The sequence below is a fragment of the Nocardioides sp. CER19 genome (assembly GCF_029846275.1).
In the GTDB taxonomy this organism is placed as follows: Bacteria; Actinomycetota; Actinomycetes; order Propionibacteriales; family Nocardioidaceae; genus Nocardioides.
In genome coordinates, this window is record NZ_JARVWS010000002.1 from 94,986 (window position 1) to 119,568 (window position 24,583).

A 24,583-nucleotide genomic window follows, 5' to 3' on the forward strand; every position below is an offset into this window, starting at 1 on the left:
CCGAACAATCGATCGGGGACCCCGATGATCGACGAGACGACGTACGCCGAGCTCCGCGAGATCGCCGCCCGCTACCCGCAGGCGCGCAGTGGCCTGCTGCCGATGCTCCACCTGGTGCAGTCGGCCGAGGGCCGGGTCACGCCGGAGGGCATCCAGGCGTGCGCCGAGGTCCTCGGCCTCACCGAGGCCGAGGTCAGCGGCGTGGCGACGTTCTACACGATGTACAAGCGCCGTCCCGTCGGCGACTACCTCGTCGGCGTCTGCACCAACACGCTGTGCGCGGTCATGGGCGGCGACGCGATCTTCGAGCGGCTCAAGGACCACCTCGAGGTCGGCAACGACGAGACCACGGCCGACGGCAGGATCACCCTCGAGCACATCGAGTGCAACGCCGCCTGCGACTACGCGCCGGTCATGATGATCAACTGGGAGTTCGTCGACAACCAGACGCCGCAGAGCGCCGTCGAGCTCGTCGACGACCTGCGCAGCGGCGTCGAGCGGCACTCCACCCGCGGCCCGCGGCTGTGCACCTGGCGCCAGGCCGAGCGGGTGCTCGCCGGCTTCAACGACGGCCTCGCCGACGAGGGACCCTCAGCCGGTGCCGCGTCGCTCGCCGGGCTGAGCATCGCGCAGGAGAACGACTGGCGCGCCCCGTCCGCTGGTCGAGGAGCGAGCGCCGGCGAGCGTATCGAGACCGAGGAAGGCCAGTGACAGTGGTTTCGACGAGCTCAACCAACGAAGGACCGCTGACCCCCGTCCTCACGGCGAACTGGGCCGACGACCGCTCGTGGACCCTGGCGTCCTACGCGGCGCAGGGCGGCTACCAGGCCCTCGACAAGGCCCTGGGGATGTCGCCGGACGAGGTGATCACCGCCGTCAAGGACTCCGGTCTCCGCGGTCGCGGCGGCGCCGGCTTCCCGACCGGCATGAAGTGGTCGTTCATCCCGCAGGACAACCCCAACCCGAAGTACCTCGTCGTCAACGCCGACGAGTCCGAGCCGGGCACCTGCAAGGACATCCCGCTGATGATGGCCTCGCCCCACACCCTGGTGGAGGGCGTCATCATCAGCTCCTACGCGATCCGGGCCAACCGGGCGTTCATCTACGTCCGCGGCGAGGTGCTGCACGTGATCCGGCGCCTCCAGGCGGCGGTCGCCGAGGCGTACGCCGCCGGCCACCTCGGCACGAACATCCACGGCTCCGGCTACGACCTCGACCTGGTCGTGCACGCCGGCGCCGGCGCCTACATCTGTGGCGAGGAGACCGCGCTGCTCGACTCGCTCGAGGGCCGTCGCGGCCAGCCGCGGCTGCGCCCGCCGTTCCCCGCGGTCGCCGGCCTCTACGCCAGCCCGACGGTCATCAACAACGCCGAGTCGATCGCGTCGGTCCCGTCGATCATCGAGAACGGGGCGGACTGGTTCGCCGGGATGGGCACCGAGAAGTCCAACGGCTTCGGCATCTTCTCGCTCTCGGGTCACGTCACCCGCCCGGGCCAGTACGAGGCGCCGCTCGGCATCACGCTGCGCCAGCTGCTCGACCTCGCGGGCGGCGTACGCGAGGGGCACGAGCTGAAGTTCTGGACGCCCGGTGGCTCGTCGACGCCGCTGTTCACCGCCGAGCACCTCGACGTGCCGCTCGACTTCGAGTCGGTGGGCGCGGCCGGGTCGATGCTCGGCACCCGTGCGCTGCAGATCTTCGACGAGACGGTCTGCGTCGTGCGCGCCGTGCTGCGCTGGACGGAGTTCTACAAGCACGAGTCGTGCGGCAAGTGCACGCCCTGCCGCGAGGGCACGTGGTGGCTCGTCCAGGTGCTCGGCCGCCTGGAGAAGGGCCAGGGCAGCGCGGAGGACCTCGACCTGCTGCTCGACCAGTGCGACAACATCCTCGGCCGGGCGTTCTGCGCCCTCGGTGACGGCGCGACCAGCCCGATCACCAGCTCCATCAAGTACTTCCGGGACGAGTACCTCGCCCACCTCGAGCAGGGCGGCTGCCCGTTCGACCCCGCGAAGTCGTCCCTCTTCGAGGAGGTCCTGGCATGACGGTCTCGACAGGCGCGACCAGCGGTGGCGTCGAGAAGGCGGACCTCGTCACCCTCACCATCGACGGCGTCGAGGTGAGCGTGCCTGCGGGCACGCTGGTCATCCGTGCCGCCGAGCAGGCCGGCATCCAGATCCCGCGCTTCTGCGACCACCCGCTGCTGGCGCCGGTCGGTGCCTGCCGCCAGTGCCTGGTCGACGTACCCGACGCCGGCAACGGTCGCGGCTTCCCGAAGCCGCAGGCCTCGTGCACCATCCCGGTCGCCGAGGGCATGGTCGTCTCGACCGTCAACGAGACCGCGACCAAGGCGCAGAACGGGATCATGGAGTTCCTCCTGATCAACCACCCGCTCGACTGCCCGGTCTGCGACAAGGGCGGCGAGTGCCCGCTGCAGAACCAGGCGATGTCCAACGGTCGCGGCGAGTCCCGCTTCGCCGAGTCGGGCGGTATCAAGCGGACGTTCCCGAAGCCGATCCACCTCTCGCCGAACGTGCTTCTCGACCGTGAGCGCTGCATCGTGTGCCAGCGCTGCACGCGGTTCTCCGACGAGATCGCCGGGGACCCGTTCATCGCGCTGATCGAGCGGGGCGCCCAGCAGCAGATCGGCATCGCGGAGAACGCCCCGTTCTCGTCGTACTTCTCCGGCAACACGATCCAGATCTGCCCCGTCGGCGCGCTGACCAGCGAGGAGTACCGCTTCCGCAGCCGTCCCTTCGACCTGGTCTCCACGCCCGGCGTCACCGAGCACGACTCCAGCGGTGCCGCGATCCGCGTCGACCACCGTCGCGGCAAGGTGGTGCGACGGCTGGCCGGCGACGACCCGGAGGTCAACGAGGAGTGGATCACCGACAAGGACCGGTTCGGCTTCGCCTACCTCTACGGCGCCGACCGGATCACCTACCCGCAGATCCGTGAGGACGGCGCGCTGCGCCCCGCCTCGTGGCTCGAGGCGTTCGAGGTCGCCGCGCGCGGGCTCGCCGCCGCCGGTGGCACCGGCGTGCTGCCCGGCGGCCGGCTCACGCTCGAGGACGCCCGGGCGTACGCCGCCTTCGCCCGGGAGACCCTCGGCACCGAGGACGTCGACTTCCGTGCCCGCCCGCTGTCCGCCGAGGAGGTCCCCTTCCTCGACGAGCACGTGAGGGGCACCGGCCTCGGCGTCACGTACGCCGACCTGGAGTCCGCGCCGGTCGTCGTGCTGGCCGGTCTGGAGCCCGAGGACGAGGCCGGCACGATCTTCCTGCGCCTGCGCAAGTCCGTCCGAGCCGGGCGGACCCGCGTCGTCGCGCTGTCGCCGTTCACGACCCGCGGCCTCGGCAAGCTGTCGGCGACCGTCGTCCCGACGGCGCCCGGCGACGAGGCGGCCGCGCTGTCCTCGCTGCTCGGGCACGCCGACCACGGCCTCGACTCCCGCGCCGTGATCCTCGTCGGCGAGCGGCTGGCGACCTCGCCGGGCGCGCTCGCCGCGGCGGCCGACCTGGCCGCGAAGTCGGGTGCCCGGCTCGCCTGGGTGCCCCGTCGTGCCGGCGACCGGGGCGCCGTCGAGGCCGGCCTGCTGCCGGGCGTCGGCGGACGGGACGCCGACGAGATCGTCCGGGCTGTCCTCTCCGGTGAGATCGGCGGTCTGGTGGTCGGCGGCGTCGACCCCGACGACACCGGCGACCCGGCCGCGTTCCGTGCCGCGCTCGACGCGGCCGCGTTCGTCGTCAGCCTCGAACTGCGGGAGACCGACGTGACCCGCGCCGCCGACGTGGTGCTCCCCGTTGCGGCGATCACCGACAAGGCCGGCACGTTCGTCAGCTGGGAGGGCCGCGAGCGGTCCTTCCCGCAGATCTTCCACAATCCGCAGGCGCTCACGGATGCCCGCGTGCTGCGGGGCATCGCCGACGAGCTCGGTGCGCTCGGGTCGCGTGGTCTCGATACGCCCTCGCTCGTTCCTCGCGAGGGCTACTCGACCAGCGACAGGGTCGGCAACAGACTCGGTGGTCGAGCGGCGAGCGCCAGCGAGCGTCTCGGTGGTCGAGTAGCGAGCGCCAGCGAGCGTATCGAGACCCCCGCCAGCGAGCGGCCGTTCAAGCTGGCGACCTGGAGGCTGCTCCTCGACAACGGCGCGCTGCAGCAGGGCGACAAGGCGCTCGCGGCCACGGCCCGACCGCCGGTCGCGCGGCTGAGCGCCGCCAGCATCGAGCGGCTCGGGACGACCGTGACGGTCACCGGCGACCGCGGCTCCGTCACGGTCCCCGCCGAGGTCGCCGACATCGCCGACGACGTCGTCTGGCTGCCGACGAGCTCGACGGGACGTGGCCTGCTCGCCGACGTCGCGTCGCCGGGTTCACGAGTGGAGGTCACCGGTGCTTGATCAGTTCGGCCACGACCCGTGGTGGATCATCATCATCAAGACGGTCCTGGTCTTCCTCGTCCTGGTGCTGCTGACGCTCTTCAACATCTGGTGGGAGCGTCGTGTGGTGGCCCGGATGCAGCACCGCATCGGCCCCAACGTCAACGGCCCCTTCGGCCTGCTGCAGTCACTCGCCGACGGCGTGAAGCTGGCCCTGAAGGAGGACATCATCCCCAAGGCGGCCGACAAGGTCGTCTACCTGCTGGCGCCGATCATCGTGGTCGTCCCGGCGTTCGTGACGTTCTCCGTGATCCCGTTCGGGCCCGAGGTCAACTTCTTCGGCCACGAGACGCCGCTCCAGCTGACCGACATGCCGGTCGCGGTGCTGTTCGTCATGGCGATCGCCAGCATCGGCATCTACGGCATCGTGCTCGGCGGCTGGGCGTCCGGGTCGACGTACTCCCTGCTCGGCGGCATCCGCTCCAGCGCCCAGATGATCTCCTACGAGGTCGCGATGGGGCTCGCGCTCGTCGCGGTCTTCCTCTACGCCGGCAGCCTGTCGACCAGCGAGATCGTCGCCGCGCAGGACAACCTGTGGTTCGGCCTCACGCTGCTGCCGAGCTTCATCATCTACTGCATCGCGATGGTCGGTGAGACCAACCGGGCGCCGTTTGACCTCCCGGAGGCGGAGGGCGAGCTGGTGGGCGGCTTCCACACCGAGTACTCCAGCCTGAAGTTCGCGCTGTTCTTCCTCGCCGAGTACATCAACATGGCGACCGTCTCCGCCCTGGCGACGACCCTGTTCCTCGGCGGCTGGCACGCGCCGTTCTGGATCGACCACATCTGGGAGGGCGCCAACAGCGGCTACTGGCCGGTGCTGTGGTTCTTCGGCAAGGTGCTGTTCTTCATCTTCATCTTCATCTGGCTGCGCGGCTCACTGCCGCGACTGCGCTACGACCAGTTCATGGCGCTCGGCTGGAAGGTGCTCATCCCGGTCAGCCTGGTGTGGCTCGTCGCCGTCGCCACCGTCAAGGCGATCCAGCTCGAGGGCGGCCTCGACCGGCCGACCCTGCTCATCGCGCTCGGCGTCCTCGTCGTCGCGCTGCTGGTCGTCTCGTTCTGGCCCACCCGCAAGACCGAGGACACCGCCGAGCCGAAGGTCGGGGTCTCGACCGGCTCCACCAACGGCGGCCGCGGCTTCCCGACCCCGCCCATGCCCACCGGTGGCGCCGTCCGCGGCGCCGCGCAGCCGCTGAGCTTCACGCAGCAGGGCCGCACCGTGGTCCGAGAGGAGGCCTGATGACGCTCAAGGAGTCCCTGTGGGACCCGGTCGCCGGGTTCGGGGTGACCTTCCGGACCATGTTCAAGAAGGTCGTCACCGAGCAGTACCCGTTCGAGAAGATGCCGACCGCCCCGCGGTTCCACGGCCGGCACCAGCTCAACCGCTGGCCCGACGGGCTGGAGAAGTGCGTCGGCTGCGAGCTGTGCGCTTGGGCCTGCCCGGCGGACGCGATCTACGTCGAGGGCGCCTCGAACTCCGAGGACGAGCGGTTCAGCCCCGGTGAGCGCTACGGCCGCGTCTACCAGATCAACTACCTGCGCTGCATCCTGTGCGGGCTGTGCATCGAGGCGTGCCCGACCCGGGCGCTCACGATGACCAACGAGTACGAGCTGGCCGACGACAACCGCGCCGACCTCATCTACGAGAAGCAGGACCTGCTCGCCCCGCTGCTGCCGGGCATGGAGCAGCCGCCGCACCCGATGCGGCTCTCCGACGACGAGGGCGACTACTACCGCGGCACCTACGCCAACCCGGCGTTCGCCGCCGAGTTCGCCGCTCGCCGGGCGGAGTCGGCGGAGGTGGCGGAGTGAGCGCCGCGTTCTGGACCCTGGCGCCGATCATGGTGATCGCCGCGCTCGGGATCCTCTTCGTCCGCAAGGCGGTGCACGCGGCGCTGCTGCTGGCCGTGGTCATGATCAGCCTCGCCGTGCAGTACGCCGCCCTCGACGCGACCTTCCTGTTCGCGGTGCAGATCGTCGTCTACACCGGCGCGATCCTGACGCTGTTCCTCTTCGTCGTGATGCTCGTCGGCGTCGACGCGTCTGACTCGATCGTCGAGACGATCCGCGGCCAGCGGCTGCTCGCGATCGTCGGCGGGCTGGTCCTCGGCCTGACGCTGGTGATCGGCGTGGCGCAGATGAGCCTCGGCACGATGACCGGCCTCACGACCGCCAACAAGGGCGGCAACATCCAGGCGCTGGCGAACCTGATCTTCTCCCGCTACGTCTTCGCCTTCGAGGTCACCAGCGCGCTGCTGATCACCGCGGCGATCGGTGCGATGGTGCTCGCGCACCGCGAGCGGCTCGACCCGAAGGTCACGCAGGCCGGCCTGGCCGCCCAGCGCATCCGGGCCTTCTCCGAGACCGGCGAGCACCCCGGCCCGCTGCCGCCGCCGGGCACCTACGCCCGGCACAACGCGGTCGACACCCCTGCCCTGCTCCCGGACGGTACGACGTCCGACGCCTCGGTCAACCGGGTGCTCGCCGCCCGCGGGGCGGTCCGGACGATCCCGCAGGAGCCCGGGCTCACTGGTCTCGATACGCCCTCGCCTAGCGGCTCGGGCTACTCGACCAGCGGAAGTGAGGGCGACGCAGGCTCCGCTGGTCGCATCAAGACCGAGGGCGACGCAGGCTCCGCTGGTCGAGTAGCGAGCGCCAGCGAGCGTATCGAGACCGAGGAGGACGCCGAATGAACGACGTGACGCCGTACATCGTCCTGAGCTCGATCCTGTTCACCATCGGCGCGGTGGGGGTGCTGACCCGGCGCAACGCGATCGTGGCCTTCATGAGCGTGGAGCTCATGCTCAACGCCGCCAACCTCGCGCTGGTCGCGTTCTCCTACCAGCACGGCAACCTCGACGGCCAGATCGCGGCGTTCTTCGTCATGGTCGTCGCCGCCGCCGAGGTCGTGGTCGGGCTCGCGATCATCATGACCATCTTCCGGACCCGTCGCTCGGCCTCCGTCGACGACGCCAGCCTGCTGAAGTTCTGAGGCCGTAGATGCCCCTCCTCGATGTGAACAGCATCCCCGTCGTCGACCCTGCCCACGCGGACGGCGTCTTCACCCTGCTCTGGCTGGTCATCGCCCTGCCGGCCCTCGGTGCCGCGATCCTGCTGGTGGGCGGGCGCCGTACCGACGGATGGGGCCCGTTGCTGGCCACACTGCTCCCGATCGGCAGCTTCCTGCTCAGCCTCGTGATGTTCGTGGTCGCGCTGGGCCGCGACGACGGCGACCGGCAGGTGAAGCAGCACCTCTACACGTGGATGCACACCGGCCACCTCAACGTCGGCATGGACCTGCTCTACGACCCGCTGAGCAGCCTGTTCCTGCTGCTCATCACCGGCGTCGGCAGCCTCATCCACATCTACTCGCTGGGCTACATGGCCCACGACGACCGCAAGCGGCGCTTCTTCGCCTATCTCAACCTCTTCGTCGCGGCGATGCTCACGCTGGTGCTCGCCGAGAACTACATCGCGCTCTTCCTCGGCTGGGAGGGCGTCGGCCTGGCGTCCTACCTGCTCATCGGGTTCTGGCAGCACAAGCCGTCCGCCGCGGCCGCCGCGAAGAAGGCGTTCGTGATGAACCGCGTGGGTGACATGGGGATGAGCCTCGCGATCATGCTCGTGTTCGTCACGTTCGGCTCGACGAGCTTCAGCGTGATCAGCCAGGCGACCGGTGACGCGAGCGAGACGCGGATGAACATCCTCGGCCTCCTCCTCCTGCTCGGCGCCTGCGGCAAGTCGGCCCAGGTGCCGCTGCAGGCCTGGCTCCTCGACGCGATGGAGGGTCCGACCCCGGTCTCGGCGCTCATCCACGCGGCCACCATGGTGACCGCCGGCGTCTACCTGATCGTCCGGTCCAACTTCGTCTTCGAGCACGCGCCCGCCGCGCAGACGGTGGTCGTGATCGTCGCGGTCGTGACGCTCCTGTGGGGAGCGATCATCGGAACCGCCAAGGACGACATCAAGAAGGTGCTGGCCGGCTCCACGATGAGCCAGATCGGCTACATGATGCTGGGCGCCGGCCTGGGCGTCGCGGGTTACGCGTTCGCGATCTTCCACCTGCTCACGCACGGCTTCTTCAAGGCCAACATGTTCCTCGGCGCCGGCTCGGTCATGCACGGCATGGACGACGACGTCGACATGCGCCACTACGGGCTGGTGCGCAAGGCCATGCCGGTCACGTTCCTGACCTTCACCATGGGCTACCTCGCGATCATCGGCTTCCCCGGGTTCTCCGGGTTCTGGAGCAAGGACAAGATCATCGAGTCAGCGCTCCACGACAACTGGGTGGTCGGTGTCCTCGCGCTGCTGGGCGCCGGCGTCACCGGCTTCTACATGACCCGGCTGATGCTGATGACGTTCTTCACCGAGAAGCGGTGGCGCCAGGGCGTCCACCCGCACGAGTCACCGCAGGTCATGACGGGGCCCCTGATCGTGCTCGCCGCCCTCAGCGTCCTCGGCGGCGTCATGCTCATCGGCGACTGGATCGTCGACTACCTCGGGCCGGTCGTCGGGACCCCCGAGCACGAGTCCGGCGGGCTGCCCGGCTGGGCCGTCTCGACCCTCACCGTCGTGGTCGTCGCGATCGGCGTCGGGGTCGCCTGGCTCCTCGTCGGCCGCCGTCCGGTCCCCGACGTCGCGCCGCAGAAGGTCGCCTGGCCGGTCACGGTGGCCCGTCACGACCTCTACGGCGACACGATCAACGACACCCTGGTCGTCCGGCCGAGCGAGCACGTCACCCGCACGCTCGTCGACACCGACAAGTACGTCGTCGACGGACTGCTCACCGGCGGCCCGGTGGCCGTCGGTGCCGTCGCGGGCCTGCTCCGGCGGGTCCAGAACGGCTACGTCCGCTCCTACGCACTCTCCGTCCTCGGCGGCACCCTCGTCGTGGTCCTGGCCCTGCTGGCGGTGAACCTCACATGACGCTGACCATCCTCTGCGCCCTGCCGCTCGTCGGCGCGCTCGTCACGCTGCTGACACCCGCGGGCGGAGGCCGGCCGAAGCAGATCGCGCTCGCGTTCTCGCTGCTCGCCCTCATCCAGGGCATCATCGTCGCGGCCCGCTTCGACAAGGGTGAGCGCGGCTTCCAGATGACCGAGGACGTCACCTGGATCAAGGCCTTCGGCGCCCACTACGCCCTCGGCGTCGACGGCCTCGGCCTGCTCATGGTGCTGCTCACGGTGGCGCTCGTGCCGATCGTCCTGGTCGCCGCCTGGCGCGACACCACCCGGTCGTCCTTCTTCGCCTGGGTGCTCGCGCTCGAAGGCTTCTCGCTGGTCGTCTTCACGGCCACCGACGTGCTGCTCTTCTACGTCGTCTTCGAGGCGACCCTCATCCCGGCCTACTTCCTCATCGGCGGCTTCGGCCGCGAGGGACGTTCCTGGGCGGCATTGAAGTTCCTCATGTACCAGCTCGGCGGCGGCCTCGTGCTGCTCGCCGGCGTCATCGCGCTCTACGTCGAGTCGGCCCAGACGGGCGGCGGGCCGTCGTACCTCATCACCGACCTGCAGAAGCTGGACCTCTCGACCGACATCGAGCGCTGGATCTTCATCGCGTTCTTCGTGGCGTTCATGGTCAAGGCGCCGCTGTTCCCGCTGCACACCTGGCTGGCCGACACGACCGAGAAGGCGACCCCGGCCACGAGCGTGCTGCTGGTCTGCATCCTCGACAAGATCGGCACGTTCGGGATGCTGCGCTTCTGCCTCGGGCTGTTCCCGAACGCGTCGCAGTGGGCCACGCCCGTCGTCGTGACGCTCGCGCTGATCTCGATCGTCTACGGCGCCTTCCTCGCGATCGGCCAGGACGACCTGCTCCGCCTGGTCGGCCTCACGTCGCTGTCGCACTTCGGCTTCATCACCCTGGGCATCTTCGTGTTCACCAGCCAGGGCGGCTCCGGCGCGATCCTCTACATGATCAACCACGGAGTGGCGACCGCCGGCCTGTTCCTGGCCGTCGGGTTCCTCCTGCGCCGGCACGGCACGGTCCGCATCAGCGAGCTGCGCGGCCAGGAGCGGATGACGCCGGTGCTGGCGGGCCTGTTCCTCGTCGCCGGACTCGCGACGCTCGGCCTGCCCGGCCTCTCCCAGTTCGTCTCGGAGATCCTCGTCCTGATCGGCGCGTTCGACTACCACTGGTGGGTCGGCGCGGTCGCGGTCACCGGCATCGTGCTGGCCGCCGTCTACGTGCTCTGGGCCTACCAGCGGGTCTTCACCGGACCGGGCGGCGACCCGGCGGTGTCGCCCGCCGAGATCCCGGTGGTGCGCGACCTCGACCGGCGCGAGGTCGGCGTACTCGCGCCCCTGGTCGTCGCGCTGGTGCTCTTCGGCTTCGTGCCGGGCCCGCTCCTCGACGTGGCCAACCCGACGATCAGCGCGCTGATGGAGCACGCCGGCGTGTCCGACGACGCCCCGGTCGTCGCAGGAGGGAAGTGACCGTGAACTTCACCCAGCCGCACATCGAGTACGCGCAGCTCTGGCCGCTGTTCGTCGTCTTCGGCGTCGCCTGCGCCGGTGTGCTCGTCGAGGCGTTCGTGCCGCGGCAGAACCGCTACCTCACCCAGATCGGCCTGACCGTCGTCGGCCTGGTCGTGGCCCTGGCCGGCACCGTCTACGTCGGGGTGAACCTCGACGCGCTCCAGGGTGCCCGGGGTCTCGTCGGCGCCGAGGGTGCGCTGGCGGTCGACGGGCCGAGCGTCTACCTGTGGGGTCTGGTGCTCGTCTGCGCGATCGGCGGCGCGCTGCTGTTCGCGGAGCGCCGGGTCGAGGGGGGCGTCACCGTCTTCGCCGGCCAGGCCGCGGCACTGCCCGGCACCACCGCCGAGCGGGAGGCGTCGACCCGCGGCCTCGAGCACACCGAGGTCTACCCGCTGCTGCTGTTCGCCGTCTTCGGGATGATGCTGTTCCCGGCGGCCAACGACCTCATCATGCTGTTCGCCGCGCTCGAGGTGCTCTCGCTCCCGCTCTACCTGCTCTGCGGTCTCGCCCGCCGGCGTCGGCTGCTGTCCCAGGAGGCGGCGCTCAAGTACTTCCTCCTCGGCGCCTTCTCCTCCGGCTTCTTCCTCTACGGGCTCGCGCTCGTCTACGGGTACGCCGGCACGATGCAGTTCTCCGGCATCGCGGCCGCCGTCCAGGGCGACTGGGCCAACCACTCCCTGCTGCTCATCGGCGTCGGGATGATGAGCGTCGGCCTGCTCTTCAAGGTCGGCGCCGTCCCGTTCCACTCGTGGACGCCCGACGTCTACCAGGGCGCCCCGACGGCCGTCACGGCGTTCATGTCGGCGGCCACGAAGATCGCCGCCTTCGGCGCGTTCCTCCGCCTCTTCTACGTCGCGTTCGGCGCCGACCGGTGGAGCTGGCAGCCGATGCTCTGGGTGGTCGCCATCCTGACGATGATCGTCGGCGCGGTGGTGGCGGTCGTGCAGACCGACGTGAAGCGGATGCTCGCCTACTCGTCGATCGCGCACACCGGCTTCCTCCTCACCGGCCTCCTCGGCGTGCAGGCGGCGGGCGACCTGGGCAAGGGCGAGATCAGCAGTCTCGAGGCGGTGCTGTTCTACCTGACGACGTACGGCCTGGCGATCGTCGGCTCGTTCGCCCTGGTCTCGGTCGTCCGCGACGCGGGTGGCGAGACGAGCCGGTTCGCCGCGTGGGCCGGGCTCGGCCGGCGGGCACCGCTGACCGCCGCCGTCTTCGCCTACTTCCTGCTCTCCATGGCCGGCATCCCGCTGACCGCGGGCTTCATCGGCAAGTGGGCGGTCTTCTCCGTCGCGCTGTCGGCGGGCGCGTGGCCGGTGGTCATCGTCGCCATCGCATCGAGCATCGTGGCGGTGTTCTTCTACGTCCGCTTCATCCTGCTGATGTTCTTCACCGACCGTGAGACCGAGGGTGCGGCGGCCGTCACCGCCGCCTCGCCGCTGACGACCGGGGTGATCGCCGTGACGGCGATCGCGACCTTGGTGTTGGGGATCGTGCCGGGTCCGGTTCTCGATCTCGTGCACCATGCGGGATCATTCATCAGGTGAGCACACCCGAACTCGCACTCCCGGTCTCCGACCCCGAGCTCGAGCAGCGGCTGAAGAGCCGTCTCGCGCTGGTGGAGAAGGCGCTGGCCGGCCACGTGCAGTCACGCGCGCCGTTCGTGACCGAGGCGGCCGGGCACCTGCTCGAGGCCGGCGGCAAGCGGTTCCGGCCGCTGCTGGTGCTGCTCGCCGCCGAGTGCGGCGACCGGCCCGACAGCGACGACGTCCTGACCGCCGCGTGCGTGGTCGAGCTGACCCACCTGGCGTCGCTCTACCACGACGACGTGATGGACGAGGCGCTCGTCCGCCGGGGTGCCGACTCCGCCAACGCCCGCTGGGACAACCACGTCGCGATCCTCACCGGCGACTTCCTCTTCGCCCGGTCCTCCGAGCTGACCGCCGAGCTCGGGCCCGAGGCCGTGCACATCCAGTCGAAGACGTTCGCCCGGCTCGTCGAGGGCCAGATCCTGGAGACGCAGGCACCGCTCGCCGGCGACGACCCGGTCGCCCACCACCTCGACGTCATCGCCGGCAAGACCGGCATCCTGATCGCCACCTCCGCCCGCTACGGCGCGCTGTTCGGCGGCGCGTCCAAGGAGGTCGAGGAGGCGCTCACGGCGTACGGCGACATCGTCGGCGCGGCCTTCCAGATCTCCGACGACATCCTCGACATCGCCTCCGACGGCGACGTGTCCGGCAAGACGCCCGGCACCGACCTGCGCGAGGGCGTCCCGACGCTGCCGGTGCTGATGGCCCGACGTGCCGCCCGGCCGTCCGACTCCCGCCTCATCGCGCTGCTGGACTCCGACCTGTCCGCCTCCGACGACGACCTCGCCGAGGCGCTCGCCCTGCTGCGGGCCCACCCCGCCATGGACGAGGCCCGTGCCTACGTCGCCGAGGAGGCCCGCCGGGCCAAGGCCTGCCTGGGCCCGGTCCCCGCCGGTGCCGTGCGTGAGGCGCTCGAGGCGTTCGCCGACATCCTGGCCACCCGCACCGCCTGACCGGGTCTCGATCCGCTCGCCGGCGCTCGCACTCGACCAACGAGCCCCTGGGCGGAGCGCATCGAGATCCGGACGTGTCGACGTCAGGCGGTGTGCCGGTAGGTGCCGTAGTCCAGGTAGCCGGTCTCGTCGCCGCCGTAGAAGGTGGCCGGGTCTGCCGCGTTGAGCGGCAGGCCGAGGCGGAGCCGCTCGACGAGGTCGGGGTTGGCGAGGTAGGCGCGGCCGAAGCTGATCAGGTCCGCGCCGAGACCCAGCCAGTGGTCAGCCGACTCCCGGTTGGTCGGCACCGGCCCGTACGGCTCATCGCCACGCTGCAGCCACGTGCTGGGGTTGACCATGAAGGTGCCGCTCCAACGCCGGCGCAGCGCGACCATCGTGGCCTCGTCGGTGGTCGCCTCGAGGTGGACGTAGGCCAAACCGAGACGGTCGAGCTCGGTGAGCAGCGCGCCGTACAGGCCGGGAACGTCCTCCTCGACCACGTTCCACAGCCCGGCGCCCGGGGAGAGGCGGATCGCGGTCCGGTCGGCGCCGATCGCGTCCGCGGTGGCCTCGACGGCCTCGACCGCGAACCGGATGCGGTTGGCGATCGAGCCGCCGTAGGAGTCGGTGCGCAGGTTGGCGTTGGAGGAGAGGAACTGGCTGATCAGGTAGCCGTTGGCGCCGTGCAGCTCGACGCCGTCGAAGCCCGCGTCGAGCGCGCGGACCGCCGCCTCGGCGTACGACCGCGCCTGCTCGGGGACCTCGTCGGTGGCCAGCGCGCGGGGGACCGGGGCCGGCTGCGGCCCGCTCGGGGTGAAGACGGAGGCGCCGGCCGCCACGGCGGAGGGCCCGACCGGCTGCACGCCGCTCACCGACTCGTGGCCGATCCGGCCGCCGTGCATCAGCTGGGCGAAGATGCGGCCGCCGTTGAGGTGCACCGCGTCCGTCACCGGCTTCCACGACGCCGCCTCGCGCGCGTCGCGCAGACCCGCGGCACCGGGGTTCGCGGTGCCGACCCGGTTGGGCTGGATCCCGTCGGAGATCAGCAGCCCGGCGGTCGCGCGCTGGGCGAAGTAGCTCGCCATCTGCTCGGTCGCGAGGCCGTCCGCCGTGCCGCGCACGCGGGACATCGGGGCCATCACGACGCGGTTGGGCAGGACGAGCCCGCCGACCCGGTGGCTGCTGAAGAGACTGGTCATGGATCGTTGCTCCTATGGTGTTCGAGGGTGTGCGTCGATGACGGTAAAACCTGACACTGACGTCAGGGGCAAGTCCGTCGGCGTCGATGTGAGCCGGATCATGGAGATGGTGGGGATCGGATGAGGATCGGGGAGCTGGCCGAGCGGGCCGGCGTGAGCGCACGGTCGCTGCGTTACTACGAGGAGCAGGGGCTGCTGACGTCCGTGCGGAGCGCGTCGGGTCAGCGGCACTACGGCGAGGAGGCCGTCCAGCGGGTCGTGCTGCTGCAGCAGCTCTTCGCGGCGGGTCTGACCAGCCGGACCATCGTCGAGCTGCTGCCGTGCACCTACGAGCCCAGCGTCGAGGCGAGCGACGACGCCTTCGACCGGATGGTCCAGGAACGGCAGAAGCTCGAGGCGCACATCGACGGCCTCAACCACACCCTGCGATCGCTCGACGGCATCATCGAGATCAACCGTCGCTGGCGCGCGAGCCAGGTCGAAGAGACCGGCGTGGCGGCCGGCTGAGGTCGACCGTCAGCGGCCGCGGAGGCGGGCGGAGACGAGGGTGGCGGTCCGGCGCACCTCAGCGACGATGACGGGCAGGTCGACCGGGCCGGTGAAGGTCACCGCCACGCCGGCGGCCGGCTGGTCGTTGTGGTCGACGACCGCGGCGGCCACCGACGCGAAGCCGGGCGTCACCTCGCCGTCCTCGTCGGCATAGCCCCGCCGCCGGGTCTCGGACAGCACCGACCGGAGCGCGGTCAGGGAGGACGGCCCCTTGCCGTGACGGTCGACGAACGCGGTGCGGTCGGGGTAGAGCGCGCGCACCTGGCTCGGCGGGAGCGCGGCGAGGATCGCCCGACCGCTGGCGGTCAGGTGCGCCGGCAGGCGTACGCCGACGTCGGTGACCAGGGGCGGCCGACCCGGAGCACGCTCCTCGACGACGTAGAGGACGTCACGGCCGTGGATCACCGCGAGGTGGGCGGTCTGCCCGGTGCGGTCGACGAGCTCGGCGAGCGGGCGGCGCGCGATCCGCTGCAGCGGCTCCTGGCGCGCGTACCCGCTGCCGATCTCGTGCGCCGCGACGCCGAGCCCGTAGGTGCGCTCGTCGGCGAGGTGCACGACGAAGCCCTCGTCGACCATGGCGGCGAGCAGGTGGTAGGCCGAGCTCCGAGGCAGCCCGACGGCACGGGCGATCCGGTCGAGCGGGACCGGGCCCGGCTGGGCGGCGAGGAACCGGAGCACGCGGAGCGCGCGAGTGGCGGCCGGCACCTGGGTCACGGGGCCATTGTCTCGTATCCGAGACACCGATGGCGAGCGTGCTCTGTTCCGGGCGGCGGGCACGGTCTCCAATAGGAGACATGCAGGTCATCGAGGTCGGGATCGGTCCCGTCGCACCCGAGGAGCTCGTCGTCGTCGCGCGGGAGGGGGCCGCCGTCCGGCTGTCCGACGACGCCGAGGCGGCCATCGAGCAGAGCCGCAAGCTCGTCGAGGCGCTGGCCGACGACGTCGAGCCGCACTACGGCATCTCGACCGGGTTCGGCGCACTCGCCACCCGCCACATCGCCCCCGAGCTGCGCGCCCAGCTGCAGCGCAGCCTCGTGCTGTCCCACGCCGCCGGCAGCGGGCCGGAGGTGGAGCGCGAGGTGGTGCGGGCGCTCATGATGCTGCGCCTGTCGACCCTCGCCACCGGCCGGACCGGCGTACGGCTGGAGACGGCGCGGGCGTACGCCGCCCTGATCTCGGCCGGCATCACCCCGGTGGTCCGCGAGTACGGCTCGCTGGGCTGCTCCGGCGACCTCGCCCCGCTGGCGCACTGCGCGCTGGCGCTGCTGGGGGAGGGCGAGGTGCGCGACGCCGACGACACGCTCCTGCCCGCGGCCCAGGCGCTGGCCGACGCCGGCATCGAGCCGGTCGTCCTCGCCGAGAAGGAGGGGCTCGCACTCATCAACGGCACCGACGGCATGCTGGGCATGCTCGTCCTCGCCGCCCACGACCTGCACCGGCTGCTCACCACGGCCGACATCGCCGCCGCGATGAGCGTCGAGGCCCTGCTCGGCTCCGACGCCGTCTTCGCCGCCGACCTCCAGGCGCTGCGCCCGCACCCCGGCCAGGCCGCCAGCGCCGCCAACCTGAAGGCGCTGCTCGAGGGCTCGCTGATCATGGCGAGCCATCGCGACGGCACCTGCACCCGCGTCCAGGACGCTTACTCGCTGCGCTGCGCACCGCAGGTCCACGGCGCCGTCCGCGACACGCTCGCCCACGCGGAGACGGTCGCCGGCCGCGAGCTCGCCAGCGCCGTCGACAACCCGGTGATCACGCTGGACGGGCGGGTCGAGTCCAACGGCAACTTCCACGGCGCGCCGGTGGGCTACGTGCTCGACTTCCTGGCCATCGCGGTCGCCGACGCGGCGAGCATCAGCGAGCGTCGTACCGACCGCTTCCTCGACGTCTCCCGCAGCAACGGCCTGCCGCCGTTCCTCGCGGACGACCCCGGGGTCGACAGCGGCCACATGATCGCGCAGTACACCCAGGCCGCGATCGTCTCCGAGCTCAAGCGGCTCGCCGCTCCCGCGAGCGTCGACTCGATCCCGAGCAGCGCGATGCAGGAGGACCACGTCTCGATGGGCTGGTCTGCCGCGCGCAAGCTGCGCCGGGCGATCGACGGCCTCACCCGGGTCATCGCGGTCGAGGTCCTGACGGCCGCTCGGGCCATCGACCTGCGGGCGCCGCTGCAGCCCGCCGCAGCCACCGGCGCCGTCGTACGCGCGCTGCGTGAGGCGGGCGTGGCCGGCCCGGGCACCGACCGCTACCTCGCCCCCGAGATCGAGCGCGCCGTCGCGCTCGTGGCGAGCGGGGAGATCCTCGCCGCCGCCCAGTCAGTCACCGGCCCGTTGAGCTGAGGAGAAGCACATGCAAGGCGCACGACCGGTCCGCGCTCCCCGCGGCACCACCCTGACCGCCCGCTCGTGGCAGACCGAGGCCCCGCTGCGGATGCTGATGAACAACCTCGACCCCGACGTGGCCGAGCGCCCCGACGACCTGGTCGTGTACGGCGGCACCGGCCGCGCCGCGCGCAGCTGGCCGGCCTTCGACGCGATGGTCAGGACCCTCACCGACCTGCGCGAGGACGAGACGATGCTGGTCCAGTCCGGCAAGCCGGTCGGCGTCATGCGAACCCACGAGTGGGCGCCTCGGGTGCTCATCGCCAACTCCAACCTGGTCGGCGACTGGGCGAACTGGCCCGAGTTCCGCCGGCTCGAGCAGGCCGGGCTGACGATGTACGGCCAGATGACGGCCGGCTCGTGGATCTACATCGGCACGCAGGGGATCCTCCAGGGGACCTACGAGACGTTCGCCGCGGTGGCGGCGAAGCGCTTCGACGGGACGCTGGCCGGGACGCTGACCGTCACCGGCGGCTGCGGCGGCATGGGCGGCGCCCAGCCGCTCGCGGTGACCCTCAACGGCGGCGTCTGCCTCGTCGTCGACGTGGACGCCGCCCGGCTCCGGCGGCGGGTGGAGACGCGCTACCTCGACGAGGTCGCCGACGACCTCGACGACGCGATCGCGCGCTGCCTGGCCGCGAAGGGCGAGCGGCGGGCGCTCTCGGTCGGACTGGTCGGCAACTGCGCGACGGTGCTGCCCGAGCTGCTCCGCCGGGGCGTGGCCGTCGACGTCGTCACCGACCAGACGTCGGCCCACGATCCGCTGTCCTACCTGCCCGAGGGCGTCGCGCTCGAGGACTGGGCCGATCTCGCCGCGGCCAAGCCGGAGGAGTTCACCGACCGCGCCCGCGTGTCCATGGCGAAGCACGTCGAGGCGATGGTCGGCTTCCTCGACGCCGGCGCCGAGGTGTTCGACTACGGCAACTCGATCCGCGACGAGGCGCGGCTCGGCGGCTACACCCGGGCCTTCGACTTCCCGGGCTTCGTGCCGGCCTACATCCGCCCGCTGTTCACCGAGGGCAAGGGGCCGTTCCGGTGGGCCGCCCTCTCCGGCGACCCGGCCGACATCCGCCGTACCGACGAGGCGGTGCTCGACCTCTTCCCGGACAACGACCACCTGCACCGCTGGATCCGCGCGGCCCAGGACCGGGTCGCGTTCCAGGGGCTGCCGGCGCGGATCTGCTGGCTGGGCTACGGCGAGCGCGACCGGGCCGGCCTGGCGTTCAACGAGCTCGTGTCGTCCGGGCAGGTCAGCGCGCCGATCGTCATCGGTCGCGACCACCTCGACTGCGGGTCGGTCGCCTCGCCCTACCGCGAGACCGAGGCGATGGCCGACGGCTCCGACGCGATCGCCGACTGGCCGCTGCTCAACGCGCTCGTCAACACCGCGAGCGGCGCCAGCTGGGTGTCGATCCACCACGGCGGCGGCGTCGGCATCGGCCGGTCGATCCATGCCGGCCAGGTGACGGTCGCCGACGGAACGCCGTTGGCCGCGCAGAAGATCGAGCGCGTCCTCACCAACGACCCCGGCATGGGCGTCATCCGGCACATCGACTCCGGCGACGCCCCGGGCTTCTCCAACGAGGTGGGCCCGCTCGCTGACCACGCCGACGGCGGCGTCTCGGTCCCGATGCCATGACGTTCGAGTCGATGTGGGCCGACCTGGCCCCCGTCGGGCGGGTCGCCTCCGGCGGCTACGTCCGGCACCCCTGGACCTCGGCGACCGGTGAGCTCGAGGCCTGGTTCACCGAGGCCGCGGTCGCGCGTGGGCTGAGTGTCGAGCGGGACGCGTTCGGCAACCTGCTCGCGACGACGGCCGGCGCCGACGGCGACCGCGTGCTCGTCGGCTCGCACCTCGACTCGGTGATCGAGGGCGGGGCCTACGACGGCCCGCTCGGCGTCGTGAGCGCGTTCGCCGCGCTCGACGTCCTGCGTGATCGTGGCGTCGCGCTGAACCGCCCGATCGCGGTGGCCGCGTTCCAGGCCGAGGAGGGGTCGCGGTTCGGCCCGGCCTGCCTCGGCTCGCGGCTGGCGACCGGGTCGCTGTCGTGGGAGTCGGCCAGGGAGCTCGCCGACCGGGACGGCGTACGGCTGGGGGACCTGGTGGAGGGCGGTGACTCCGGGATCCTGCGCGACGTCGGCTGCTTCGTCGAGCTCCACGTGGAGCAGGGCCGCGGGCTCGTCGACCTCGAGGCGCCGGTCGGCGTGGCCAGCGGGATCTGGCCGCACGGCCGCTGGCGGTTCGAGTTCGCGGGGTCGGCCGACCACGCCGGCACGACCCGGATGGAGGACCGGCACGACCCGATGCTGTCCTACGCCGTCACGGCGCTCGCCGCCAACAAGCAGGCGCGGCTGGCCGACCAGCGCGCGACGTTCGGCCGGGTCGAGGCGGTCCCCAACGGCACCAACGCCGTGCCGTCGCGGGTGACGGGCTGGCTCGACGCGCGCGCGTCCACCGAACCGGCGCTGGAGCACCTGGTCGGCGTCATCTCCTCGCAGGCCCGTGACCGAGCGGGCCGCGACGGCACGACGCTCGCGGTGACGCCGGAGTCGGTGACGCCGGCGGTCACGTTCGACGAGGGCCTCGCCGCCCGGATCGGCCGCGGGCGACCGGTGCTGCCCACCCAGGCCGGCCACGACGCCGGGATCCTGCAGACCGCCGGCATCCCGACCGCGATGCTCTTCGTCCGCAACCCCACCGGCGTGTCCCACTCGCCCGACGAGCAGGCCTCGACCGGCGACTGCCTGGCGGGTGTCGAAGCGCTCGCCGACGCGCTGCAGGAGCTCGCGTCGTGAGGCTCGTCCTGGAGCGCGCGCTTCTGCCCGACGGGATCGCCGACGACGTGGTCGTCGAGATCGAGGACGGACGATTCACTTCCGTCACAGCGCCCGGCCTAGAGCGGAACTCCCGGGGTGCTGTGGCGGCCAGGGAGTTCCGGAGTACCCGGTTGACCGGGGACTCCGACCGCGACTCCGACCGCCTCCCCGGCCTCACCCTCCCCGGCCTGGCGAACACCCACAGCCACGCCTTCCACCGCGCGCTCCGGGGCCGGACGCAGCGGGAGCGCGGGACGTTCTGGACCTGGCGGGAGCAGATGTACGCCGTCGCCGGCCGGCTCGATCCCGACTCCTACTTCGCGCTGGCCCGCGCGGCCTACCGGGAGATGGTGGCCGCCGGCTACACCGGCGTCGCGGAGTTCCACTACGTGCACCACCGCCCCGACGGCCGCCCCTACGACGACCCGGCGGCGATGTCGCGCGCCCTCGTCGCGGCCGCCGCGGAGGCCGGCATCCGGCTGACGCTGCTGCCGACGCTCTACTCCAGCAGCGGGTTCGGCGAGCCCGTCGAGCCGGAGCAGGAGCGCTTCCGCCACCAGCGCGCCGAGGACCTGCTGGCGCTCGCCGACGGTCTCAAGGACGACGACCGCACGCGGATCGGCCTGGCCGCCCACTCGGTCCGCGCGGTCGCCCCCGACCAGCTGGCGACCCTGGCCGCCGACGGCCGGCTCCTGCACGTCCACCTCTCCGAGCAGCGCGCCGAGAACGACGGCTGCCGGGCGGCGTACGGCGTCACGCCCACGCGCCTGCTCGCCGACGCCGGCGCGCTCGGCCCGCGGACGACCGTCGTCCACGCGACCCACCTGACCGACGAGGACGTCGCCCTGCTCGGCGACAGCGGGACGACGGTGAGCATGTGCCCGACCACGGAGCGCGACCTCGGCGATGGCATCGGACCGGCGCGGCGGCTGCGCGACGCCGGCTGCCCGGTGACCGTGGGCAGCGACAGCCAGGCGGTGGTCGACCCGTTCGAGGAGCTGCGGGCCGTCGAGCTCGGCGAGCGGCTCGCGACCCAGGCGCGCGGCCACTGGACCGCGCGGGAGCTGGTGGACGCCGGGGCCGACCACCGCGCGCTCGGGTTCCCGGACGCCGGCGCGATCGAGGTCGGTGCCCGCGCCGACCTCGTCACGATCGACACCGGCAGCGTGCGGACCGCTGGCACCGGGGCGGCCGAGGAGACGGCCGTCTTCGCGGCGACGGCCGCCGACGTGACACGGGTGATGGTCGACGGCCGGGTGGTGTTCCGGCGCGGCGACGACGAGGCGATCGGCCGCGAGCTCGCGACCGCGATCGAGGAGCTGCTGTCGTGAGTGTCATCGTCGACAACATCGCGGAGCTGGTCACTCACGACCCCGAGCACGGCATCCTCCAGGACGCGGCGGTGGTCGCCGACGGCGGCCGGATCGCGTGGGTCGGCCCCGCCGCGCAGGCCCCCGCCGCCGACCGGCGGGTGGACGCCTCCGGCCGCGCCGTGATCCCCGGCTTCGTCGACTCGCACACCCACCTGGTCTTCGCGGGCGACCGGGCCGTCGAGTTCGCCGCGCGCATGACGGGGGAGCCCTACGACGGCGGCGGCATCGCCTCCACCGTCGCCGCGACCCGGGACGCACCCGACGACGAGCTCCGCACCCTGCTCGCGGGGCGGATCGCCGAGCTGCGGGCCCAGGGCACGACGACGGTCGAGATCAAGTCCGGCTACGGGCTGACCGTCGAGGACGAGGCGCGCGCGCTGCGTCTGGCGGGCGAGGTCACCTCGGAGACCACGTTCCTCGGCGCCCACGTCGTCCCGCCCGACCTCGACCGGCGTGCGTACGTCGACCTGGTCACCGGGCCGATGCTCGCGGCCTGCGCCCCGCTGGCCCGCTGGGTCGACGTGTTCTGCGAGCCCGGCAGCAAGCACGCGTTCGACGGCGAGGAGTCGCGCGAGATCCTCGAGGCCGGGATCTCCGCCGGGCTGCTGGCGCGCGTGCACGGCAACCAGCTCGGGCCCGGACCGGGTGTCCGGCTCGCCGTCGAGCTGGGCGCGGCCAGCGTCGATCACTGCACCCACCTGGCCGACGCCGACGTCGACGCGCTCGCCGGCGGTGAGACCGTGGCGACGCTGCTCCCGGCCGTGGAGTTCTCCACCCGGTCGCCCTACCCGGACGCCCGGGGGCTGCTCGCCGCCGGCGTCGAGATCGCACTCGCGACCGACTGCAACCCCGGGACGGCGTACACCTCGTCGATGCCGTTCGTCATCGCCCTCGCCGTCCGGGAGATGGGCCTGACTCCCACCGAGGCCCTTCGCGCGGCGACCGCCGGCGGTGCCCGGGCGCTGCGCCGCGACGACGTCGGCGTGGTGCGGATCGGCGCCCGGGCCGACCTGACGATCCTCGACGCCCCGAGCCACCTGCACCTGGCCTACCGGCCGGGGGTGCCGATCGCGCGGGCGCTCGACCTCGGCATGCAACCGTCAGTTCGGTCAGCTTCCTGAACCCTGCAGGCGTCAGGAAGAGGACCGAACCGACGGTTACCTGTGCGGCCGGGCCGACTCACCCCAGCGTGACGTCGCCGCAGAGGTGGACGTGCACGCCGAGTGCCTCGAAGAGCGCCGCCTTCGCGGTGAGCGCCTTGTCGGCGGTGGCGGCGTCGGGGGCGTAGACCACGTTGACGTGGTTGGCCTTGTGCCGCGCCATCAGCTGGTCGCGGCCGACGCCGTGCAGCACGGCGTGCATGATCGGCCACTCGGGGTTGGTCGCGTCGAGCCGCCGCCGGGTCTCCTCCTCGGGCAGCTCGACGACGGTGCCGCGGCCGAGGTCCACGTGCAGCTCGCCGTCCATGAGGAACACCCGTGACCACACGATCTCGCCGGGCTTCGAGACGCCGGACAGCGTGCCTCCGCCGAGCGGGAAGAACATCGGGGGCTGCCGCATGCTCCACGACTTGTCGTAGCCGCCGTTGTGGGAGGCGGGGACCGAGCCGGAGATCTCGAAGACCCACACGAACCGGCCGTCGTAGTCCTCGCCCCAGCGCACGTCGTGCAGCGTCGTGGACGGGTCGAGCCCCATCGCGGTCCAGAGCCGGTTGGTGACGAGGGAGTCGACGGCCACGCCCTCGTCGACCTCGTTGAAGTGGGGCAGCGCCCGGCCGGCGTACAGCTCCCGCGAGCTGTCCCGGGAGAGCACCGGCGGGCGGTGCGGGTCGTTGAGGAGACCTTCGGCGAGGTCGCTGGCGGGGACGGTGTCCTTGAGGCCCTGCTGGTACTGGATGCCGACCGCGTCGAGCCCGAAGTCGTCGGACATGCGGAGCGCGGCGATGTACATCTTGAACTGGCTGTGCAGCTGGGCGTCGGTCAGCTCGGTGGCCTCGTCGCTGCCGGTGCGGAAGTCGAGGCCCGCCTCGTCGAGCCAGCGGCGTACGGCGGCCGCCTCGTCGTCGGTCACCCGGTTCATCTCGGCGACCAGGGCGCTCTGGGAGAGCCGCTCCTTGTAGATGCCGAGCGGGTTGAGGAGCTCGTCGTCGAAGATCGCGTTGTACATGCCCATGCAGCCCTCGTCGAAGACGCCGATGATGGCCTTCTCGGTCTTGAGCTGCTCGGCGAGCGCGCGGCCGAGCCGCGTCTCGTCGCTGTCGGGGAGCGTGCCGAGGTCGCGCACGTGGCTGACGTCGTGCTGGATCGTGCCGGTCTCCAGCCAGGTCTGGAGCCGCTCGACGGCCCAGTCGTCGGTGAAGTCCTTGCTCCACAGGGTGGAGTGGGGGATGCCGGCCTTGGTCATGCTCGCGGTGAGGTTGAGCAGTCCGACGAGGCCCGGGAACTCGCCCGACCAGTTGGCGACGACCAGGATCGGACCGTGGTGCGACCGGAGGCCGGCGAGCACGTGGTGGCTGTATTGCCACACGGCCTCCACGACGATGAGCGGCGCGTCGGGCGGCAGGGTCTTGAAGACCTCGATGCCCGCGCGCTGGCTGTCGATGAACCCGTGCCCCTTCGCCTCGTCGACGGCATGGCCCCGGCTGACCGACCAGCCGAGCTTCTCGAGCGCGGCCTCGAGGTCGCCCTCGAGCTGGCGCTGGGTGGGCCAGCAGGTCCGGTTCGCCGCCGGGCGCAGGTCGCCGCTGGCGACGGTGTAGACCGTCCGCGGCGCCGCCTCGGCCGGTGCGATCGGGGTGGGCAGGGTGTAGTGGGTCATGCCGGGGCTCCTGTC

The 24,583-nt window shown here is 71.8% G+C and carries 20 protein-coding genes; 17 read left to right on the plus strand and 3 right to left on the minus strand.

Annotation, left to right across the window (positions count from 1 at the left end; all coding sequences use genetic code 11):
* Positions 1-24 precede the first annotated feature (24 nt).
* Genes nuoE through QDS12_RS09070 form a run of 11 tightly spaced genes read left to right on the plus strand, consistent with a single transcriptional unit; the run spans position 25 to position 13,456 of the window.
* Positions 25-711, plus strand: coding sequence for an NADH-quinone oxidoreductase subunit NuoE (nuoE, locus tag QDS12_RS09020; protein WP_279878654.1), 687 nt, complete (start codon positions 25-27; stop codon positions 709-711).
* On the plus strand, positions 708-2,039 hold the full coding sequence (nuoF, locus tag QDS12_RS09025; protein ID WP_347882179.1) for an NADH-quinone oxidoreductase subunit NuoF: 1,332 nt from the start codon (positions 708-710) through the stop codon (positions 2,037-2,039). Before nuoE ends, nuoF begins: the two co-directional genes overlap by 4 nt.
* Complete coding sequence (locus QDS12_RS09030; RefSeq protein ID WP_279878655.1) at positions 2,036-4,393, plus strand: NADH-quinone oxidoreductase subunit G; 2,358 nt, start codon at positions 2,036-2,038, stop codon at positions 4,391-4,393. The genes nuoF and QDS12_RS09030 overlap by 4 nt, the downstream gene beginning before the upstream one ends.
* Entirely contained in the window at positions 4,386-5,672 is a 1,287-nt protein-coding gene (gene nuoH, locus QDS12_RS09035) for an NADH-quinone oxidoreductase subunit NuoH (RefSeq protein WP_279878656.1), read from the plus strand. Before QDS12_RS09030 ends, nuoH begins: the two co-directional genes overlap by 8 nt.
* Complete coding sequence (nuoI, locus tag QDS12_RS09040) at positions 5,672-6,244, plus strand: NADH-quinone oxidoreductase subunit NuoI (RefSeq protein ID WP_279878657.1); 573 nt, start codon at positions 5,672-5,674, stop codon at positions 6,242-6,244. Before nuoH ends, nuoI begins: the two co-directional genes overlap by 1 nt.
* Complete coding sequence (locus QDS12_RS09045; RefSeq protein WP_279878658.1) at positions 6,241-7,125, plus strand: NADH-quinone oxidoreductase subunit J; 885 nt, start codon at positions 6,241-6,243, stop codon at positions 7,123-7,125. The genes nuoI and QDS12_RS09045 overlap by 4 nt, the downstream gene beginning before the upstream one ends.
* Positions 7,122-7,424 carry an NADH-quinone oxidoreductase subunit NuoK gene (gene nuoK / locus QDS12_RS09050; RefSeq protein WP_279878659.1) on the plus strand — a complete coding sequence of 101 codons (303 nt, stop codon included), beginning with the start codon at positions 7,122-7,124 and terminating at the stop codon, positions 7,422-7,424. The genes QDS12_RS09045 and nuoK overlap by 4 nt, the downstream gene beginning before the upstream one ends.
* Positions 7,425-7,432: 8 nt before the next feature.
* Entirely contained in the window at positions 7,433-9,361 is a 1,929-nt protein-coding gene (gene nuoL / locus QDS12_RS09055) for an NADH-quinone oxidoreductase subunit L (protein ID WP_279878660.1), read from the plus strand.
* Positions 9,358-10,869: an NADH-quinone oxidoreductase subunit M gene (locus tag QDS12_RS09060; protein WP_279878661.1), complete on the plus strand. Its 1,512-nt coding sequence runs from the start codon at positions 9,358-9,360 to the stop codon at positions 10,867-10,869. Before nuoL ends, QDS12_RS09060 begins: the two co-directional genes overlap by 4 nt.
* A gap of 2 nt (positions 10,870-10,871) precedes the next feature.
* The gene (gene nuoN / locus QDS12_RS09065) at positions 10,872-12,458 is read left to right on the plus strand and encodes an NADH-quinone oxidoreductase subunit NuoN (protein WP_279878662.1); all 1,587 of its coding nucleotides are present in this window, start codon (positions 10,872-10,874) and stop codon (positions 12,456-12,458) included.
* Positions 12,455-13,456 (plus strand): polyprenyl synthetase family protein, encoded by a 1,002-nt coding sequence (locus tag QDS12_RS09070; protein ID WP_279878663.1) that lies wholly within the window; start codon positions 12,455-12,457, stop codon positions 13,454-13,456. The genes nuoN and QDS12_RS09070 overlap by 4 nt, the downstream gene beginning before the upstream one ends.
* Positions 13,457-13,539: 83 nt before the next feature.
* Here QDS12_RS09070 and QDS12_RS09075 read toward each other — a convergent pair whose 3' ends face one another.
* Positions 13,540-14,634 carry an alkene reductase gene (locus QDS12_RS09075; protein WP_279878664.1) on the minus strand — a complete coding sequence of 365 codons (1,095 nt, stop codon included), beginning with the start codon at positions 14,632-14,634 and terminating at the stop codon, positions 13,540-13,542.
* Between the two features lie 120 nt (positions 14,635-14,754).
* Here QDS12_RS09075 and QDS12_RS09080 point away from each other — a divergent pair, with 120 nt between their 5' ends.
* Complete coding sequence (locus QDS12_RS09080) at positions 14,755-15,141, plus strand: MerR family transcriptional regulator (protein WP_279878665.1); 387 nt, start codon at positions 14,755-14,757, stop codon at positions 15,139-15,141.
* Between the two features lie 9 nt (positions 15,142-15,150).
* Here the strand turns inward: QDS12_RS09080 and QDS12_RS09085 are convergent, their stop codons facing one another.
* Entirely contained in the window at positions 15,151-15,897 is a 747-nt protein-coding gene (locus QDS12_RS09085) for an IclR family transcriptional regulator (RefSeq protein ID WP_279878666.1), read from the minus strand.
* Positions 15,898-15,977: 80 nt separating this feature from the next.
* Here QDS12_RS09085 and hutH point away from each other — a divergent pair, with 80 nt between their 5' ends.
* Genes hutH through hutI form a run of 5 tightly spaced genes read left to right on the plus strand, consistent with a single transcriptional unit; the run spans position 15,978 to position 22,872 of the window.
* The gene (gene hutH / locus QDS12_RS09090) at positions 15,978-17,519 is read left to right on the plus strand and encodes a histidine ammonia-lyase (protein WP_279878667.1); all 1,542 of its coding nucleotides are present in this window, start codon (positions 15,978-15,980) and stop codon (positions 17,517-17,519) included.
* A 10-nt stretch (positions 17,520-17,529) separates the two neighbouring features.
* Positions 17,530-19,200 (plus strand): urocanate hydratase, encoded by a 1,671-nt coding sequence (gene hutU, locus QDS12_RS09095; RefSeq protein ID WP_279878668.1) that lies wholly within the window; start codon positions 17,530-17,532, stop codon positions 19,198-19,200.
* Positions 19,197-20,357 (plus strand): allantoate amidohydrolase, encoded by a 1,161-nt coding sequence (locus QDS12_RS09100; RefSeq protein ID WP_279878669.1) that lies wholly within the window; start codon positions 19,197-19,199, stop codon positions 20,355-20,357. Before hutU ends, QDS12_RS09100 begins: the two co-directional genes overlap by 4 nt.
* A complete protein-coding gene (locus tag QDS12_RS09105) occupies positions 20,354-21,709 on the plus strand; it encodes a formimidoylglutamate deiminase (protein WP_279878670.1) in 1,356 nt (451 codons plus the stop codon). The genes QDS12_RS09100 and QDS12_RS09105 overlap by 4 nt, the downstream gene beginning before the upstream one ends.
* Positions 21,706-22,872: an imidazolonepropionase gene (hutI, locus tag QDS12_RS09110; protein WP_279878671.1), complete on the plus strand. Its 1,167-nt coding sequence runs from the start codon at positions 21,706-21,708 to the stop codon at positions 22,870-22,872. Before QDS12_RS09105 ends, hutI begins: the two co-directional genes overlap by 4 nt.
* A gap of 58 nt (positions 22,873-22,930) precedes the next feature.
* Here the strand turns inward: hutI and QDS12_RS09115 are convergent, their stop codons facing one another.
* Entirely contained in the window at positions 22,931-24,568 is a 1,638-nt protein-coding gene (locus QDS12_RS09115; RefSeq protein WP_279878672.1) for a hypothetical protein, read from the minus strand.
* Between the last annotated feature and the right edge of the window lie 15 nt (positions 24,569-24,583).